The sequence below is a fragment of the Pseudomonas simiae genome (assembly GCF_000934565.1).
GTDB classification, from domain to species: domain Bacteria; phylum Pseudomonadota; class Gammaproteobacteria; order Pseudomonadales; family Pseudomonadaceae; genus Aquipseudomonas; species Aquipseudomonas simiae.
This window is the reverse complement of sequence record NZ_CP010896.1, coordinates 4,171,579-4,187,193: the sequence shown is the minus strand read 5'-3', so window position 1 is coordinate 4,187,193 and position 15,615 is coordinate 4,171,579. Positions and strand designations below refer to the sequence as shown.

At 62.1% G+C, this 15,615-nt stretch carries 17 protein-coding genes; 10 read left to right on the top strand and 7 right to left on the bottom strand.

All coding sequences use genetic code 11. The annotated features are described in order from the left end of the window. Positions 1–27 precede the first annotated feature (27 nt). Positions 28–1,239, top strand: a complete 1,212-nt coding sequence (locus tag PF1751_RS19010) for a YeeE/YedE family protein (protein ID WP_010208952.1) — start codon at positions 28–30, stop codon at positions 1,237–1,239. A 1-nt stretch (position 1,240) separates the two neighbouring features. Here the strand turns inward: PF1751_RS19010 and PF1751_RS28535 are convergent, their stop codons facing one another. Next, positions 1,241–1,402, bottom strand: coding sequence for a DUF2986 domain-containing protein (locus tag PF1751_RS28535; RefSeq protein ID WP_010208953.1), 162 nt, complete (start codon positions 1,400–1,402; stop codon positions 1,241–1,243). A gap of 138 nt (positions 1,403–1,540) precedes the next feature. Here PF1751_RS28535 and panB point away from each other — a divergent pair, with 138 nt between their 5' ends. Continuing rightward, the gene (panB, locus tag PF1751_RS19005; protein WP_021490770.1) at positions 1,541–2,356 is read left to right on the top strand and encodes a 3-methyl-2-oxobutanoate hydroxymethyltransferase; all 816 of its coding nucleotides are present in this window, start codon (positions 1,541–1,543) and stop codon (positions 2,354–2,356) included. Here panB and PF1751_RS19000 read toward each other — a convergent pair. The 3 genes from PF1751_RS19000 to PF1751_RS18990 are packed head-to-tail and all read right to left on the bottom strand — an operon-like array spanning position 2,344 to position 5,331. Beyond that, positions 2,344–3,738 (bottom strand): aminotransferase-like domain-containing protein, encoded by a 1,395-nt coding sequence (locus PF1751_RS19000; protein ID WP_042571821.1) that lies wholly within the window; start codon positions 3,736–3,738, stop codon positions 2,344–2,346. The genes panB and PF1751_RS19000 overlap by 13 nt on opposite strands. A 6-nt stretch (positions 3,739–3,744) precedes the next feature. Then, positions 3,745–4,263: a DUF2569 domain-containing protein gene (locus PF1751_RS18995; protein WP_010208957.1), complete on the bottom strand. Its 519-nt coding sequence runs from the start codon at positions 4,261–4,263 to the stop codon at positions 3,745–3,747. A gap of 27 nt (positions 4,264–4,290) precedes the next feature. After that, positions 4,291–5,331 (bottom strand): alpha/beta hydrolase family protein, encoded by a 1,041-nt coding sequence (locus PF1751_RS18990; RefSeq protein WP_021490767.1) that lies wholly within the window; start codon positions 5,329–5,331, stop codon positions 4,291–4,293. Positions 5,332–5,462: 131 nt separating this feature from the next. Between PF1751_RS18990 and msrA the strand changes: the two genes are divergently transcribed. Then, entirely contained in the window at positions 5,463–5,969 is a 507-nt protein-coding gene (gene msrA / locus PF1751_RS18985; RefSeq protein ID WP_010208960.1) for a peptide-methionine (S)-S-oxide reductase MsrA, read from the top strand. Positions 5,970–6,042: 73 nt separating this feature from the next. Here msrA and PF1751_RS18980 read toward each other — a convergent pair whose 3' ends face one another. Genes PF1751_RS18980 through PF1751_RS18970 form a run of 3 tightly spaced genes read right to left on the bottom strand, consistent with a single transcriptional unit; the run spans position 6,043 to position 8,200 of the window. Then, the gene (locus PF1751_RS18980; protein ID WP_044287574.1) at positions 6,043–7,293 is read right to left on the bottom strand and encodes a flavin-containing monooxygenase; all 1,251 of its coding nucleotides are present in this window, start codon (positions 7,291–7,293) and stop codon (positions 6,043–6,045) included. A gap of 20 nt (positions 7,294–7,313) precedes the next feature. Beyond that, entirely contained in the window at positions 7,314–7,760 is a 447-nt protein-coding gene (locus PF1751_RS18975; protein ID WP_010208963.1) for a type II 3-dehydroquinate dehydratase, read from the bottom strand. A gap of 17 nt (positions 7,761–7,777) precedes the next feature. Continuing rightward, on the bottom strand, positions 7,778–8,200 hold the full coding sequence (locus tag PF1751_RS18970; RefSeq protein ID WP_010208964.1) for a RidA family protein: 423 nt from the start codon (positions 8,198–8,200) through the stop codon (positions 7,778–7,780). A gap of 183 nt (positions 8,201–8,383) precedes the next feature. On the opposite strand from PF1751_RS18970, the gene PF1751_RS18965 reads away from it, so the two are divergent. The 7 genes from PF1751_RS18965 (at position 8,384) to argE (ending at position 15,461) form a co-directional block, all read left to right on the top strand. Further along, a complete protein-coding gene (locus PF1751_RS18965) occupies positions 8,384–9,358 on the top strand; it encodes a LysR family transcriptional regulator (RefSeq protein WP_044287573.1) in 975 nt (324 codons plus the stop codon). A 203-nt stretch (positions 9,359–9,561) separates the two neighbouring features. Then, the gene (locus tag PF1751_RS18960) at positions 9,562–11,079 is read left to right on the top strand and encodes an amino acid ABC transporter permease/ATP-binding protein (RefSeq protein WP_044287572.1); all 1,518 of its coding nucleotides are present in this window, start codon (positions 9,562–9,564) and stop codon (positions 11,077–11,079) included. A gap of 26 nt (positions 11,080–11,105) precedes the next feature. After that, a complete protein-coding gene (locus PF1751_RS18955; RefSeq protein WP_044287571.1) occupies positions 11,106–11,978 on the top strand; it encodes a phytanoyl-CoA dioxygenase family protein in 873 nt (290 codons plus the stop codon). A 28-nt stretch (positions 11,979–12,006) separates the two neighbouring features. Further along, positions 12,007–12,837: an ABC transporter substrate-binding protein gene (locus tag PF1751_RS18950; protein WP_021490763.1), complete on the top strand. Its 831-nt coding sequence runs from the start codon at positions 12,007–12,009 to the stop codon at positions 12,835–12,837. Between the two features lie 54 nt (positions 12,838–12,891). Next, a complete protein-coding gene (locus PF1751_RS18945) occupies positions 12,892–13,623 on the top strand; it encodes a class II aldolase and adducin N-terminal domain-containing protein (protein WP_010208969.1) in 732 nt (243 codons plus the stop codon). Between the two features lie 9 nt (positions 13,624–13,632). Beyond that, complete coding sequence (locus PF1751_RS18940) at positions 13,633–14,307, top strand: DUF1028 domain-containing protein (protein ID WP_044287570.1); 675 nt, start codon at positions 13,633–13,635, stop codon at positions 14,305–14,307. Next, positions 14,304–15,461, top strand: a complete 1,158-nt coding sequence (gene argE, locus PF1751_RS18935; RefSeq protein ID WP_042571814.1) for an acetylornithine deacetylase — start codon at positions 14,304–14,306, stop codon at positions 15,459–15,461. The genes PF1751_RS18940 and argE overlap by 4 nt, the downstream gene beginning before the upstream one ends. Positions 15,462–15,615: the final 154 nt, after the last annotated feature.

Sequence of the window (15,615 nt, the reverse complement as noted above, 5' to 3'; positions counted from 1 at the left end):
ACTCCATTGACACGACCGGGATACCCCATGAGCACCTCTCTCCCTCTCACCCCCGCGCGCAGGCCCCTCGCGCCGTTGGTGGCCTTTATCATCCTGGTGCTGGGCGCCCTGTTCCTGCAAAACAGCGTCGGCTCACGCCAGGTGCTGTTGCTGGTGGTCGGCGCGGCACTGGGCTTGACGCTCTACCACGCCGCCTTCGGGTTCACCTCGGCCTGGCGCGTGTTCATCAATGATCGCCGTGGCGCCGGTTTGCGTGCGCAGATGGTGATGCTGGCGATCGCGGTGCTGTTGTTCTTCCCGGCGTTGGGGGCGGGCAGTTTGTTCGGGCAGCCGGTGGTCGGGCTGGTGGCGCCGGCCGGGCTTTCGGTGGTGTTCGGGGCGTTCATCTTTGGTATCGGCATGCAGTTGGGCGGCGGGTGTGCGTCGGGCACGCTGTTCACCGTGGGCGGCGGTAATGCGCGCATGCTGGTGACGTTGTTCTTCTTTATCTGTGGTTCGCTGATCGCCACGCACCACGTGGACTGGTGGTTTGCGCTGCCGTCATTCCCGGCGGTGTCCATCGTCAAGAGCTTCGGCGTAGTGCCGGCGATGGGCTTGAGCCTGGCGGTGTTCGCGATCATTGCGCTGGTGACCGTGCGCCTGGAGAAGGGCCGTCATGGTCAATTGGAGGAGGGCGTTAAAAGTGAGCATCAAGGCCTGCACCGCTTCCTGCGCGGCCCGTGGCCGTTGGTGTGGGGCGCAATCGGCCTGGCCTTGCTCAACTACGCCACCCTGGCACTGGCAGGTCGGCCTTGGGGCATTACCTCGGCGTTTGCCTTGTGGGGGGCCAAAGTCGCCAGCGGCCTGGGGGTGGACGTGGCCAGTTGGGCGTTCTGGCAGATGCCGGGCAACGCCAAGGCGCTTGCTGCGCCGGTGTGGGAAGATATCACTAGCGTAATGGACATCGGCATCGTCCTCGGTGCCCTGTTGGCCGCCGGCCTGGCCGGGCGTTTCGCCCCCAGCCTGAAGATTCCAACGCGCTCTCTGGTGGCGGCGGTGATCGGCGGCCTGCTGCTCGGTTACGGCTCGCGCCTGGCCTATGGCTGCAACATCGGCGCGTATTTCAGCGGCATCGCCTCGGGCAGCCTGCATGGCTGGGTATGGTTGGTGGCGGCGTTTATCGGCAACAGCGTGGGCGTGCGGCTGCGGCCGTTGTTTTTTGCGGGTGAGCGACCGCAGGTGGCGTTGAGCGGTTGCTGAATCAGTTTTCCGGGGCGTTGTCTGGCGCCTGAGCCGCTTCAGCCGCCAGCTTTTCCCGGTCCGCTTTGCTGATGTACTTGTCCTTTTTCTTCGGCGCCAATTTGGCGTTGGCCTTCTTGGCTTTTTCCTTGAAGAGCTGCTGGAGTTTTTTCTGGCGGTTCATGTCGTTCTACCCGGGTTGTACAGGGGCGGGATGATACCAGTTTCGTTCACTGGGTCGCTTTTTAGCGCCGATCTGTGCATTGAATCGCCTGGCCTTTCGCCAATAATCGGGTGCTCCAGCGCATAACGGAAGACACGGATGAGCATCCACACCCGCACCAAACGTCTGACAGTCCCGCAACTGGTCGCCATGAAAGGCCAGCAGAAGATCGTCTCCCTGACGGCCTACTCCAGTGCCATCGCCAAGTTGATCGACCCCGTGGTCGATTTCATCCTGGTCGGTGATTCCACGGCGATGGTCGGCTATGGCCGGCCCTCGACCTTGAGCATGCAGCTTGAAGAAACCATCGGCCACACCCGCGCTGTGGTCGATAGCACCCGGCTGGCGTGTGTCATTGCCGACATGCCGTTTGGCAGTTATCAGGAATCCAATGAGCAGGCCTTTCGCAATTGCGCCCAGGTACTGGCGCGCACCGGCTGCGATGCCGTCAAGCTGGAGGCCAACCAGGCCTTGGCCGGCACCGTCGAATTCCTGGTGGCGCGGGGTATTCCGGTAATGGCTCATGTGGGGCTGATGCCGCAATTCGTCAACGTGATGGGCGGCTTCAAGGCCCAGGGCCTCACCGCTGAGGCCGGCGCGCGGATTGCCGAAGACGCGCGCGCCAATCTGCAGGCGGGTGCCTTCAGCCTGTTGCTTGAAGGGGTGGCTGAAGGTGTGGCGCGTCAGATTACCCTCGACTCGAAAATGCCGACCATCGGCATCGGTGCTTCACCGGCCTGCGACGGCCAGGTGCTGGTCACTGAAGATGTGCTGGGCCTGGGCGGTGAACACCTGCCGCGCTTCGTCAAACAGTATGCGGATGTGGGGGCGGTGATCCGCGACGCCTGCGAACGGTTCGCCGAAGAGGTACGTCACGGCCGGTTCCCTGAGGCGCGGCACTGCTACGGACTCTGACGAATAGCCTGCGACAACTTCTCCACGGCCTGGGCAATATCCTTGCTCCAATCGAGGGTGAAGCTCAGACGCAGGTGCTGTTTCCAGCTGCTTTGCTGGCTGAACAGTTCACCGGGGGCGATGACGATGCGCTCGACCAGCAGGTGTTCGAACACCCGGCGCATGTCGACCGGGCGCATCGCCGCAAGCCAGAAGCACGCCCCGCCTTGTGGAGTCATGACCTCAAAGGCACCCCTGGCGTATTGGTCCAGCAGGTTTTTCATGCGGATCATGCAGTCGTGCAACAAGGCCCGCAGCTTGTGCAGGTGCGCGTCGATGCGCTTGGAAGTGAACAGCTTGGCGATCGCTTTCTGACGGATCGGTGAGAGGCGAAATGCCCGCTCCAGGAACATACGCTGCAACTGCGGCCCACACCCACGGCACAACACATAACCGTAGGGTGCCTCCGAGCCGATCACCTTATCGAAGGTCGAGAACACCAGCAGCCTCTGTGGGTCGGCAAAGTCGCGGTAGCGCGCCGGTTGGGTCGCGAAATACAAGTCGCCGTAGGTGTCGTTTTCGAACAACCAGATGTCCCGTTCCGCCAGCCACCGGCAGATCTGCTGTTTATCTTCGCTCGGCATGCGGCTGCCGTGGGGAATGTTCACGGTGGATGACAATACCGCGAGGCGGATGGGCTCATGTTCGAGCCGTTCATTCAGGGCGTGCAGGTCGAAGCGGCCGTCGGCGTCCAGGTGCAGTTCGATCACACGGATGTTCGCCGCCTGCAACTGGCGCAGGATCGCCCACGAACACGGTGATTCCACCAACGCCACCGTGCCGGCCAGGTCCAGGGCGTTAAGCGACAGCTCCAGCACGCTGTGCAGGTCCGCGCCGATGTACACCTGACCGGCCTGCCAATAGTGGTCCGTGGAACAGGTGTAGCGCTCGGCCAACGCTGCGCGCAACTCGGGCTCGCCGTAGGGCAGGTACTGCGGTGTAAGGGCGCGCGGGTAGTGGCGGGCCAGTTCGCGCTCGATCATCAGCAGCGGGTTTTCCAGCGATAGCAGGATGGCCGGGACGTCGGCGCTCAGGGCTAGCATGCCCGGTTGGCGGGAGTTGGCGAAGACCTGGTCGAGCAGGTTGGATGAGCGTTCAGTCGATAAAGGCGTGGGTATCAACCGCGTGAAATAACCGAGCTTGGGCTGGGCGTAGACCCGTCCCTCATCCTCCAGCAACGAATAGGCGTATTTGGTGGTCGACACCGACACGCCGAGGCGCTGCGCCAATTGGCGCAGGGACGGTAGTTTTTGCTCGCCTTGCGCTGAGCTGGCCTCGATCAACTCGACGAGGTAGCGATACACCGATTGATAGGCGAAGGCGGTGTCCTTGGGGTTAGCCATGCACGCTCAAGAGATAACGGCCGTGTGCGCGTCCGCTCTCTGCGGCTTATGCATGACAAACGTTGCCTTTACCCGTTTGGATACCAGCATGTAAGGCACCCAGATGAACAAGGTAATCAATGTCCGTGCCAGCTCTTTTGTCGTGTTGGAGTCGAAAATGGGTTCATCTACGAACACCAGTGAGCACACCCAGGCATCGAGGGGAATGAACACCGCCGACGCAATCACCGTCGCGATATAAACCTTGGGGAATAGATAGTGCTCGGAGATGAAAAGGTAAATGAGGTAGGCGTAGGTGGCGACAAACAACCCATTAATCAGCGCTTCCGACACCAAAATCGGCGCCCACAACGGGTTGTACAGCGTCGTCCCAGGCGTAGACAGCACGGTAAAAGTGCCATCTGCAAAAAGAGGGTAATGCACCGCGAGAAGGCTATAGGCCGTGCGGGAAATCGAGATGACCAGGCCTATTACAATGAGCACGAGCCAGCCTCGTAACCCTCTCAACGCTTCGCTTTCTTGCATGTTGCTCTCCATGGGTGACTCAGTTGATCAATGGTTGAACGATTGCTGCAGGAACGCAGTGATCAGGCCTACCACCTGTTGTTGGATTTCTGCCCTGGGCCGAGCCCCTTCACCATCCCGGCAAATCATGCCGTCCCCAGGTGAACTTTCTTCAATCAACTCCATCCCGCCCGGCTTGCAGATCGACATGAACGTGAAGTGAGTGGCATCGCCGATCTCCACGTATTGGGTCGAGGCTTTTGGCAGGCGCTTGACCAAGGCGGCGGACTCCAGGTTCGGGTCCATATCCTCCGTTGGCACGCCGCCCGCAATCACCAGCGCCGGTACGGGAAGTGCGGCCAGGCTGGCGTCGGTGAAGCCGCGCGCGAGGCCCAGGTCCAAAGACACAATGGCGGTGACGCGTTTGTCGCTCAAGTCCGCGGCCAACTGGGCTTTGCCTTCGGCTGTGCCGGCGGGGTTCATCTCGTGGTAGCCAATGCAGCCGCCGAGCTTCGGGTGTGCGTTGCATTCCTTCGTGAACAGGTCGGGATCGAAGCGTGCGCCGGCAATCTCCAACGCGGTCCAGCCGCCGAGGGAGTGGCCTACTACGGCAATCCGGTGTTCCGCCACCGCGCCAAATGGCTTGGGCTGGGCCAGGACCGCATCGATGGCGCGGCTCAGGTCAGCCGGGCGTTTCCATAACTGAGCGGCGGTCTGCGGGTTGCGATCTTTGGTGGTGGTGCCGGGGTGATTCACCGCCGCCACCATGTATCCGTTGTGCGCCAAGGCACTGGCCAGCCACACCTGTTTGCCCCAATTGCCGCCGTAGCCGTGGGAGAGCACGATCAGCGGGTGTTCACCGGCAGCCGGCGGTGCATCGGGCACAGCGAGGGCGCCGATGAAGACGGCGTTGTCGGCGATCAGCACGGGTTTGGCGGTGGTTGCCGCGGGATACCAGACGACCATCTCCAACGGGCGGCTGCTCTGCGCGTCGGGCAGGATGGCGGTCCTGAAGCCGACGGTGCTCTCGGCCGCGAGGGCGGGAGTGGCCAGGCAGAGCAGCAGCAGCGTGCGCAACGCGGTTTTCATTGTTGTTATCGTCCTTGATTCTGGTGGCGCATCATTACCCGAAACCAATCGTCTGGGTACCCCCCTTACCCTTGGTATTTGCCAACACAGCCCCATAACTAGCGTGTATCCATTGCGCGGAAGAACACACCATGACCCACTCAACCGAAACCGCGATCCTCGCCGGCGGCTGCTTCTGGGGGATGCAAGACCTGTTGCGCCGCTACCCCGGCGTGCTGCACACCCGCGTCGGCTACACCGGCGGCGATGTGCCGAATGCCACCTATCGCAACCATGGCAACCATGCGGAAGCGATCGAGATCGTGTTTGACCCGGCGGTGATCAGCTACCGGCAGATTCTGGAGTTCTTTTTCCAGATCCATGACCCGAGCACACCCAACCGGCAGGGCAATGATCTTGGGCCGAGCTATCGTTCGGCAATTTATTACCTGAGCGAGCAGCAACGGGATGTGGCCGAGGATACGGTGGCGGATGTGGATGCCTCGACATTGTGGCCGGGGCGGGTGGTAACGGAGATTGCGCCGGCGGGGCCGTTTTGGGAGGCAGAGCCGGAGCACCAGGATTATCTGGAGCGGATTCCCAACGGGTATACCTGCCACTTTATCCGGCCGAACTGGACGTTGTCGAAGCGCGGCTGAAAGGGCAGGGGCACACGGGCTTGTGTTGACACAACACCGATAGATCGCAAAAAAACCGAGCCGTCGTCAGGGGTCAGGACTTGTCGTACGCCATGTACTCGTTCTGCAACACGATATGGTCCGCCAGGTATTTCGCATCGTGCCAAACCCCATAGATAAACGACGATGCGCGGTTCACCAAATTCGGCAGGCCCAGGAAGTAAATCCCGCTCTGCGCGGAGATCCCGCGCTTGTGGAACGGCTCGCCTTTCTCATCGAATGCATCGACCTTCAACCAGCTGAAATCGAACGTGAAGCCAGTGGCCCAGAGGATCGTGGTCACGCCCGCTTCTGCCAGGTCCAGGCTCGACATCGGATTCACCAAACACTCAGGATCTGGCAACAACTCCCAGGCCTGCGGTTCCGGGGGAAACGGTAACCCGTTCGCCTCGATATAGGCATCTGCATCGCGCAGCACATCAAAGTAGGCGCGATCCCCTTGAGCCACGTTCTCGGCCAAGCCGGGTTGGAAGGTCATGACGCCGTCTTTCCAATCCTCGGTGACGCCCACCAGATGAATCCCTTGGTGCGCCAGGCGGCGGAAGTCGACCGTCTTACCGCCTTCGTAACCGCTGACCGCAAAGGCGACGTGCTTCTTCTTCGGCTGGATTTTGACTTCATCCCACAGGCCCAACGCACCCAGCCACCAGCAGTAATCGCGACCGCGATAGGCGCGGGGAGGGCGGTAGTGTTCGCCCACCGAGAGGTACACGGTCTTGCCGGCCTTTTGCAGTTCTTCGGCGATTTGCGAGCCGGAGGCGCCGGCGCCGACGACCAGTACTGCGCCTTCGGGGAGTTGGCCGGGGTTCTTGTAGGTGCAAGAGTGCAGTTGATGCAGCGGCGCGGTGGACGGGACGATGTTCGGGATGGACGGGCGCTGGAACGGGCCGGTGGCGGCGACCACATTGGCGGCTTCGATCACGCCGGCCGATGTGGTCACTTTGAAGCCGGGTCGTCCCACATGACGCTCTACCTGCTGCACCTCGACGCCGGTGCGCACGGGGGCCTGCAATTTGTCCACGTAGGCTTCAAAGTAGTCGGCCATACGCTCTTTGGGGGGGAAGGCTTCCGGCGAAATGCCTTCGAATGTGAGGCCGGGAAACCGGTCATGCCAGGCCGGCCCGTTAGCGACCAGGGAGTCCCAGCGCTCCGAACGCCAGCGTTCGGCGATGCGGTGGCGTTCCAGCACGATATGCGGCACGCCCATCAGCGATAGGTGTTCGCTCATGGCGACGCCGGCCTGGCCTGCGCCGACGACCAGAGTGTTGATTTTTTCGACGGACATAGGCGGTTCCTGCACAGTCATTAGGCGGTTTGGTCCAGCAATTCGGCCACGGCCGTGAGTGCCAGTTGGTAACCCAGCGCCCCCAGCCCGGCGATCACACCGGTGGCGGCTTTGGACACGTAGGAGTGGTGCCGGAAGCGTTCGCGCTTCCAGATATTGCTCATGTGCGTTTCGATGATCGGACCGTCGAAGGCCAGCAGCGCATCGAGGATCGGCACCGAGCTGTAGCTGAGCCCGGCGGCGTTGATCACGATGGCGTCGGCGTTCAATCGTGCCTCTTGAATCCAGTCCACCAGCACGCCTTCATGGTTGCTCTGACGAAAATCCAGGGTCAGGCCCAGGGTCGCGGCGAGGTCTTGGCAGCGGGCTTGGATGCTGGCAAAGCTTTCGCTGCCGTAGGTGCCGGCTTTGTCCAGGCCATAGAGATTGGCGTTGGGCCCGTTGAGGAAAAACACAGGGTGGGTCATGGCGTACTCCAGGTCATTCAGGGCTGCCAGTCATCCGGCACCACCGCGATCACGTCGATTTCCATCAACCACTCCGGCTGGCCCAGGCCCGAGATCACCAGCCCGGTCGAGATCGGGAATACGCCTTTGAGCCACTTGCCGACTTCCTGGTACACCGGCTCGCGGTAGCGCGGGTCGATCAGGTAGGTGGTGGTCTTCACGATGTGCGACAGATCAGAACCCGCCTCTTCCAGCAGTTGCTTGACGTTCTTCATCGCTTGCTCGGCCTGGGCGCGTGGATCGCCGAGGCCGACGAGGTTACCGTCGAAGTCGGTACCGATCTGGCCGCGCACATAGATGGTGTTGCCGGCACGCACGGCCTGGCACAGGTCGTTGTCCAGCGCCTGGTTAGGGTAGGTCTGTCGGGTGTTGAACATGCGGATGCGAGTGTGGGTCGGCATAACGGCAACTCGTGGGAAACGGGATGACGCCAGCTTCACACCGCCCTGACTCCGGCGAAACCAGCATTTGCGCGGGGTAGTGCTTAGGAAAAACCGAAGCCCCTGCAACTCATCGCCTGGCGCGTGACCCGGCACGAACCCTGCAACGCTTCCCCTACAGTCATTGTTGAGAGGGCAGGCGTGATGCTCAGTCGTATTACTCAGCGTCAACTGGAGTATTTCGTCGCGTCGGGAGAGGCGGGCAGCATCAGTGCGGCCGCTGAACGCATCCACGTGTCGTCGCCATCGATCTCGGCGGCGATCACCCATATGGAGGCCGAGCTGGGCATTCAACTGTTTATCCGCCACCACGCCCAGGGCATTTCCCTCACGGCGGTGGGGCGCCTGGTGATGCAGGAAGCCAAGCTGATCCTGGAGCAGATGACCAACCTTTACACCATCGCTTCAGAGTCCTTGAACACCGTGCGTGGGCCGTTGCGAGTCGGCTGCCTGGAGTCGCTGGCGCCGATGATCACGCCGGAACTGGTGTTTGGTTTCGGCCGGGCGTTTCCAGGCGTGCGGCTGACGCAAGCTGAGGGTAACCATGAAGAACTGCTGGAAAAACTGCGCAGCGGTGAGCTGGATATCGCCCTGACCTACGACTTGGTGACCAGCCCGGACATCGACTTCCAACCCCTGGCGCAGCTGCCGCCGTACGTGATGGTCGGCGAGTATCACCCGCTGGCGAATTCACCGGCCGTCAGCATGCAAGACCTTGAGGCTTACCCGGTGGTGCTGCTCGACACTCCGTGGAGCCGCGACTATTTCCTCAGCCTGTTCATCCAGGCCGGCACTACGCCGAACATCATCATGCGCTCCACCAACCTCGAAACGGTGCGTGCCATGGTGGGCAATGGCATCGGCTATTCCTTTGCGAATGCGCGACCCAAATCGAACCTGTCCCAGGACGGCAAGCGCGTGATCCGCCTGCGTCTGGCCGGCGCACACCGGCCGATGCGCCTGGGCTACGCCACGGCCAGCAACACTCAGCTGTCGCGCGTGGTGTCGGCGTTTGCCGAGCGTTGCCGCATGTTCGTGTCCGACCAGTACATCCCCGGCATGGCGCCGCCGAGCTTTTTCGACCCCCATGCGGTGCGGACGCTGACCGGTGTGAATTGAGGATGCTCCACAAAGGGGCACCTATCACCTGGTGGTGAGCGGGCTTGCCCCGCGCTGGCGCGGGGCAAGCCGGCTTATCACTGTAATGTCGCTGCATAGGTTCTGCCTACCCAGTGCCCCGGCTTTTACGAATTGACCCCAAGTGCCTCCCCCCACGACTCTGAACCCATCGATGTAGATCAATTTCTCAGGGCACAGCGACGATGACATTCGACTGGAATTACATGTTTGGTTTGCTGGGCGATGCCGAGTTCTGGCGGGCGACGTGGACGGTGATCAAGCTCAGTACCCTGACCTGGGTCTTGAGCATTGGCCTGGGCTTTCTGCTGGCGCTGGCCAAGCAGTCCAGGCATGGCCTGCTCAGTGTGCCGGCCCGTGGCTATATCTGGCTGTTCCGCAGCCTGCCGCTGCTGGTGTTGTTGATTTTTATCTACAACCTGCCGCAAGCGTTGCCCGGCACCTCGGCGATCCTGGCCGACCCTTTCTGGTCCGGCCTGCTGGCGCTGGTGATCTGCGAAACCGCCTACGTGGCTGAGATCCATCGCGGTGGACTGCTGTCGATTCCCAAAGGGCAGGCCGAAGCAGCGCGGGCGCTGGGCCTGAAGTTTTTCGGCACCCAATGGCGCGTGGTGATTCCCCAGGCACTGCGGGTGGCCTTGCCATCGCTGGCCAACGAATACATTTCCATCGTCAAGCTCACCTCCCTGGTGTCGGTGATTTCCCTGACTGAAATCCTGATGGTCGGCCAGCGCCTGTATTCGCAGAACTTCCTGGTGATCGAGACCATGGCGGCGGTGGCGTTCTTCTACGTGTTTATCGTCACGGTGTTCGACTTCCTGCTCAAACGCCTGGAGCGCTTTCTCGACGTCAACGAGCGCAACGTCTCCCGTGTTCCCGATGCGGCGGTGCTGGCCCTGGCCAGCCAGCAGCGCACAGCCTTGGCGCGTCCGGTCACCCACGGCGAGCCCGCGTTGCAAGCTGCGCGGTTGCACAAGGCCTACAACGATATCGAGGTGCTGGGCTCGGTCAACCTGCAAATACAGCCCGGTGAAGTGGTGTCGGTGATCGGCCCGTCCGGCTCCGGCAAGACTACGTTGATCCGCCTGCTCAATGGCCTTGAACAACTGGACAACGGCGAAATCAGGATCAACGGCCAGCCGTTCATTCACTTGAATAAAGTCGGCGCGCAGAAACCCCAGTACATCGAGCACGCCGAGCATCGCCTGAACATCGGCATGGTGTTCCAGAGCTTCAACCTGTTCCCGCATCTGACCGTGCTCGACAACCTGCTGATGGCGCCGAAATACCATCGCCTGGGCGCGACCGTCGAACTCAAGCAGCAGGCCTACGCACTGCTGCACAAGGTCGGCATGCTCGACCACGCCTGGAAGTACCCGCACCAGCTGTCCGGCGGCCAGCAGCAACGCGTGGCCATTGCCCGTGCCTTGATGATGCGCCCGCAGATCATGCTGTTCGACGAGCCCACCTCGGCGCTCGACCCGGAGAAGGTCAACGAAGTGCTGCAAGTCATCGAAGCCCTGGCCGAGGAGGGCATCACCATGGTGATCGTCACCCACGAGATGAACTTCGCCTTCAAGGTATCCGACCGCATCGTATTCATGGAGAAGGGCCGCGTGGTCTGCGACGACACGCCGGGCGCCCTGCGCAGCGGACACAACCCACGCGTGGAGGCGTTCCTCAAGGACGTCTCGTTGGCGTGACCCCCTCAACGTTCAGGACACACAACATGATCGAGCAAGCGCAAATCGAACAATTCCAGCGTGACGGTTTCTTGGTGGTCGAAGGCGTGCTGTCATCGGCGGAAGTGGCTGAGCTGCAACACGACTTCGACCAGTGGGTCGAAGAAAGCCGCGGCCACTCGCAGGGCTGGGGCGCCACCGTGGATGGCCGCGAGCGCTTTGACCTGGAGGGCGACCACCGCGCCGATCACCCGTCGCTGCGCCGGGTCAGTTCGCCCACCGAGATCTCGGCGGCCTATGAGCGCGTGGCGTTGCACTCGCGCATGGCGGCGATTTCCGCGCAGCTGATCGGCGCCAATGGCGCACGCTTTCACCACAGCAAGATCAACTCGAAACTGCCCCACACTGCGACTCAGGTGAAGTGGCACCAGGACTTCCTGTTCACGCCCCACAGCAACGACGACATCGTCACCGCCTTGCTGATGGTCAGCGAAGTGACCCCTGAAAACGGACCGCTGAACGTGATCCCCGGCAGCCACAAGGGCCCGCTCTGGTCGCACTGGCAGCACCAGCGTTTCACCGGTTCCGTGGACGACGCCGTCGTTGACGCGCACTGCCAGCACCCGGTGGCCTGCTACGGCCCCGCTGGCTCCGTGTGCTTCATGCACACCCGTCTGCTGCATGCCTCCAGCCCAAACGAGACCGAACTGCCGCGGACCCTCTTCATCAGCGTGTACGCCGCTGAAGACGCGTTGCCATTCGGCGAAAACCCATTGCCCAGTGCACACGCCGGCCTGTTGGTGGCCGGTGAAGAAAGCGGCTTGGTGCGTTCCACGGACAACCACATGCGCTTGCCGCAGAAGCCCAGTGGCGCCTCGTTCTTCGTGCAACAGGCCGGCCAAGATTCCGCCACTGCCTAACCTCCCAAAAACCTTGCAGGTAATCACCATGACAGCGTTTCGTAAAAGTATTCGTCCCCTTGCCGTGTGCCTGCTGGGCGCCGCGGTTGCGATGACTTCGTTGGCAGCTTCGGCGTTCCAGCAGGACGGCAAGATCATCGCCGGCTCCGACGTGACGTTCTTCCCTTATGAGTACATGGATAACAACAAGCCCGCAGGTTTTGACATCGAGTTCATGGACGGCTTGGGCAAGGTCATGGGCCGCAAGGTCGAAACCCTCGACACGCGTTTCCCCAACCTGATCACCGGCCTGCAGGCCGGGCGTTTCGATGTGACCAACTCGTCGATGTACATCACGGCGGAACGGGTCAAAGTCATCGATATGATCCCTTACCTCAAGAGCGGTGAGTCGATCCTCACCCTCAAGGACAGCAGCTTCCAGCCCAAGACCCCGGAAGAGTTCTGCGGCCACAAGATCGGCTCCATGGGCGCCACCTCGTGGTTGGCGCAGATGAACAAGCTGTCCACCGAGTACTGCGTGGCCAAGGGACTGAAGCCGATCCAGATCAGCGAATACAGCACCGACCCGCAGACCACCCAGGCCCTGCTGGCCCACGCGGTAGAAGCGCAAATCACCGACGCCGCCGTGGCCCGTGGCGTGATCGACAAGCTCGGCAGCCGCGTGGTGATTTCCTCCGACACGCTGATCTACCCGGTGCTGAACGGCTTTGGTGTGAAGAAGGGCAATGACACGGTGAAGAAGGCCTTGCTCGACGGCCTGGAAAAATACCGCGCCACGCCGGAATACGCCGCCTTGCTTAAGAAGTACAACTTCCAGGCACCGACCGATGCCGACATCGCGGCGCTGATGCCGAAGTAAACCTATCAGCGCGTGCCGCATTCGCGTGCGGCCGCGCCCTGCGGAGACCGATTCATGGCGTTATCCCACGAAGAACAGGCGCGCATCGACCTGGCGGCGACCTTTCGCATCATCGCGCACCTGGGCATGCACGAAGCCGTGGCCAACCACTTCAGTGCTGCGGTGTCGGCCGATGGCAAACAGTTTTTGCTCAACCCGAAGTGGAAGCACTTTTCACGTATTCGCGCGAGCGATCTGCTGTTGTTGAACGCCGATGATTCGGCCTGTGCCGATCACCCGAACGTGGACCCCACCGCCTGGTCGATCCACGGGCAGATCCATCGCCTGTTGCCGCAGACCCGCGCGGTGTTGCACTTGCACCCGGTCTACACCACGGCAGTGGCGTGCCTGGCCAAGCCGCATATCCCGCCGATCGACCAGAACACCGCGCGTTATTTCAACCGCGTGGCGGTGGACGAACTGTACGGCGGCATGGCCGACACCGAGGCCGAAGGCGCACGCCTGGCCGGGCTGCTGGATGGCAAGAGTCGGCTGCTGATGGGCAATCACGGCGTGATGGTCACGGCCGGCTCCATCGGTGAAGCCTTTGACGATATCTGGACCCTGGAGCGCGCCTGCCAGATCCTCGTCACCGCCTGGTCCACCGGGCAGCCGTTGCGGGTGTTGTCCGATGAAGTGGCGGAAAAAACCGCGCGCGGCTGGGAAGGTATTGCCGATTTCTCGCGCCGGCACTTTGAAGAAATGAAGCAGTTGATGATCGACGCAGACCCTTCCGTGCTCGACTGAGGACTCCACATGACTTTTTCCGTTGTCGCCCGCTGCGCCGAGACGGGCCAGTTGGGCATCGCCATCAGCTCTTCGAGCATTGCCGTGGGCGCGCGTTGCCCGTGGCTGCGGCCCGGCGTAGGGGCAGTGGCGTCGCAGAACATCACCTTGCCGAGCCTGGGGCCGCAGGTGCTGGACCTGTTGGAACAGGGGGTGGCGCCGAGTGAGGCGCTGGCCGCCTTGGCTGGGCAGGATCACAGTGAATATCGCCAGGTGACGGTGATTGATAACGCAGGCCGCACGGCGCATTTCAGCGGCGCGCAGACCCTGGGCATCCACCATGCGGTGAGTGGCGAGCAGTGTGTGGCGGCGGGGAATATGCTCGCCCATCCTGCTGTGATCGATGCCATGGTGGCTGCTTTCGAAAAAGCCTCCGGGCATCTGGCCGACCGCTTGCTGGCGGCGATGCACGCCGGTGTGGCTGGCGGTGGTGAAGCCGGGCCGGTGCATTCGGCGGCACTGGTGGTGGTGGATGACCTCTTGTGGCCCATCGTCAACCTGCGGGTGGACTGGGCGGATGAAGACCCCATCGGCGCCCTCGACCAGCTCTGGCAGGCTTATCGCGAGCAGTTGCAGGCCTACATCGACCGTGCCATCAACCCGCAGATCGCACCCGGCTACGCCGTACCCGGAGACGATCGATGAACAGCCGCGAACTGCTGGCGCAACTGGTGCGTTTTGACACCACCAGCCGCGAATCCAACCTGGCCCTGATCGACTTTGTGCGCACGTATTTGCAGGACCACGGTGTGGCCTGCGAGTTGGTGTACAACGAACACAAGAGCAAGGCCAACCTGCTCGCGACTATCGGCCCGGCAGAAGTGCCCGGCATCGTGTTGTCCGGGCATACCGACGTGGTGCCGGTGGAGGGGCAGCGCTGGAGCGTGGCGCCGTTTGACCTCACCGAGAAAGACGGCAAGTTGTACGGCCGTGGCACGGCGGACATGAAGGGCTATATCGCCTGTGTGCTGGCGTGCGTGCCGGCCCTGGTGAAGGCTTCGCTGCGCATGCCGGTGCACATTGCGCTGTCGTATGACGAAGAAGTCGGTTGCCTGGGTGTGCGTTCGCTGATCGAGCGATTCCATGAGCAACCGGTCAAACCGCTGCTGTGCGTGATCGGCGAACCCACCGAACTCAAGCCGGTACTCGGCCACAAGGGCAAACTGGCGATGCGTTGCCACGTGCATGGAGCGGCGTGCCATTCGGCCTATGCGCCGGCGGGCGTAAATGCCATTGAATACGCCGCGTGTTTGATCAGCGAACTGGTGCGGCTCGGCGAAACGCTCAAGGCGCCGCCGCATCTGGATCAGCGCTTTGCTCCGGCGTTTTCCACGGTGCAGACCGGCCTGATCAACGGCGGCAAGGCACTGAACATCGTTCCGCAGGACTGCAGTTTCGATTTCGAAGTGCGTTCCTTGCCCGCCCAGGATCCCTGGCAGGTTGCCCGGCAATTGCAGGCATACGCCGAGCAAACCCTGTTGCCGGCGATGCGGGCGGTGAGCGAGCAATCGGCGATCAGCCTCAGCGAGTTGTCCAGCTATCCGGGGTTGGCCACGTCGCTGGAAAGCCAGGCCGCCGAGTGGGTGGCGCAGTTCTGTGGCTCGCGGGAGTTCGCCACCGTGGCCTTTGGCACTGAAGGCGGATTGTTTGACCAGGCCGGCATTCCCACGGTGGTGTGCGGGCCGGGCAGCATGGAGCAGGGGCACAAGCCGGACGAGTTTATCAGCGTGGCGCAGTTGCAGGCCTGTGATCGGATGCTGGCGCGGGTGCTGGAGTTTGTGAGCCAGCCTGCAAACTAAGGTATACACGGCCCATACCCAAGTAGGATTACGAGCGGTGTTGCCCCGTCGCACACTGTTTTGCAGTGCGATGCACTCGCCGCAAACAACCGGAGAGCGACCATGCAAACCCCGCTGGAAGTCCTGATGAACCAGGGCACAGCGGGGTGTCTGT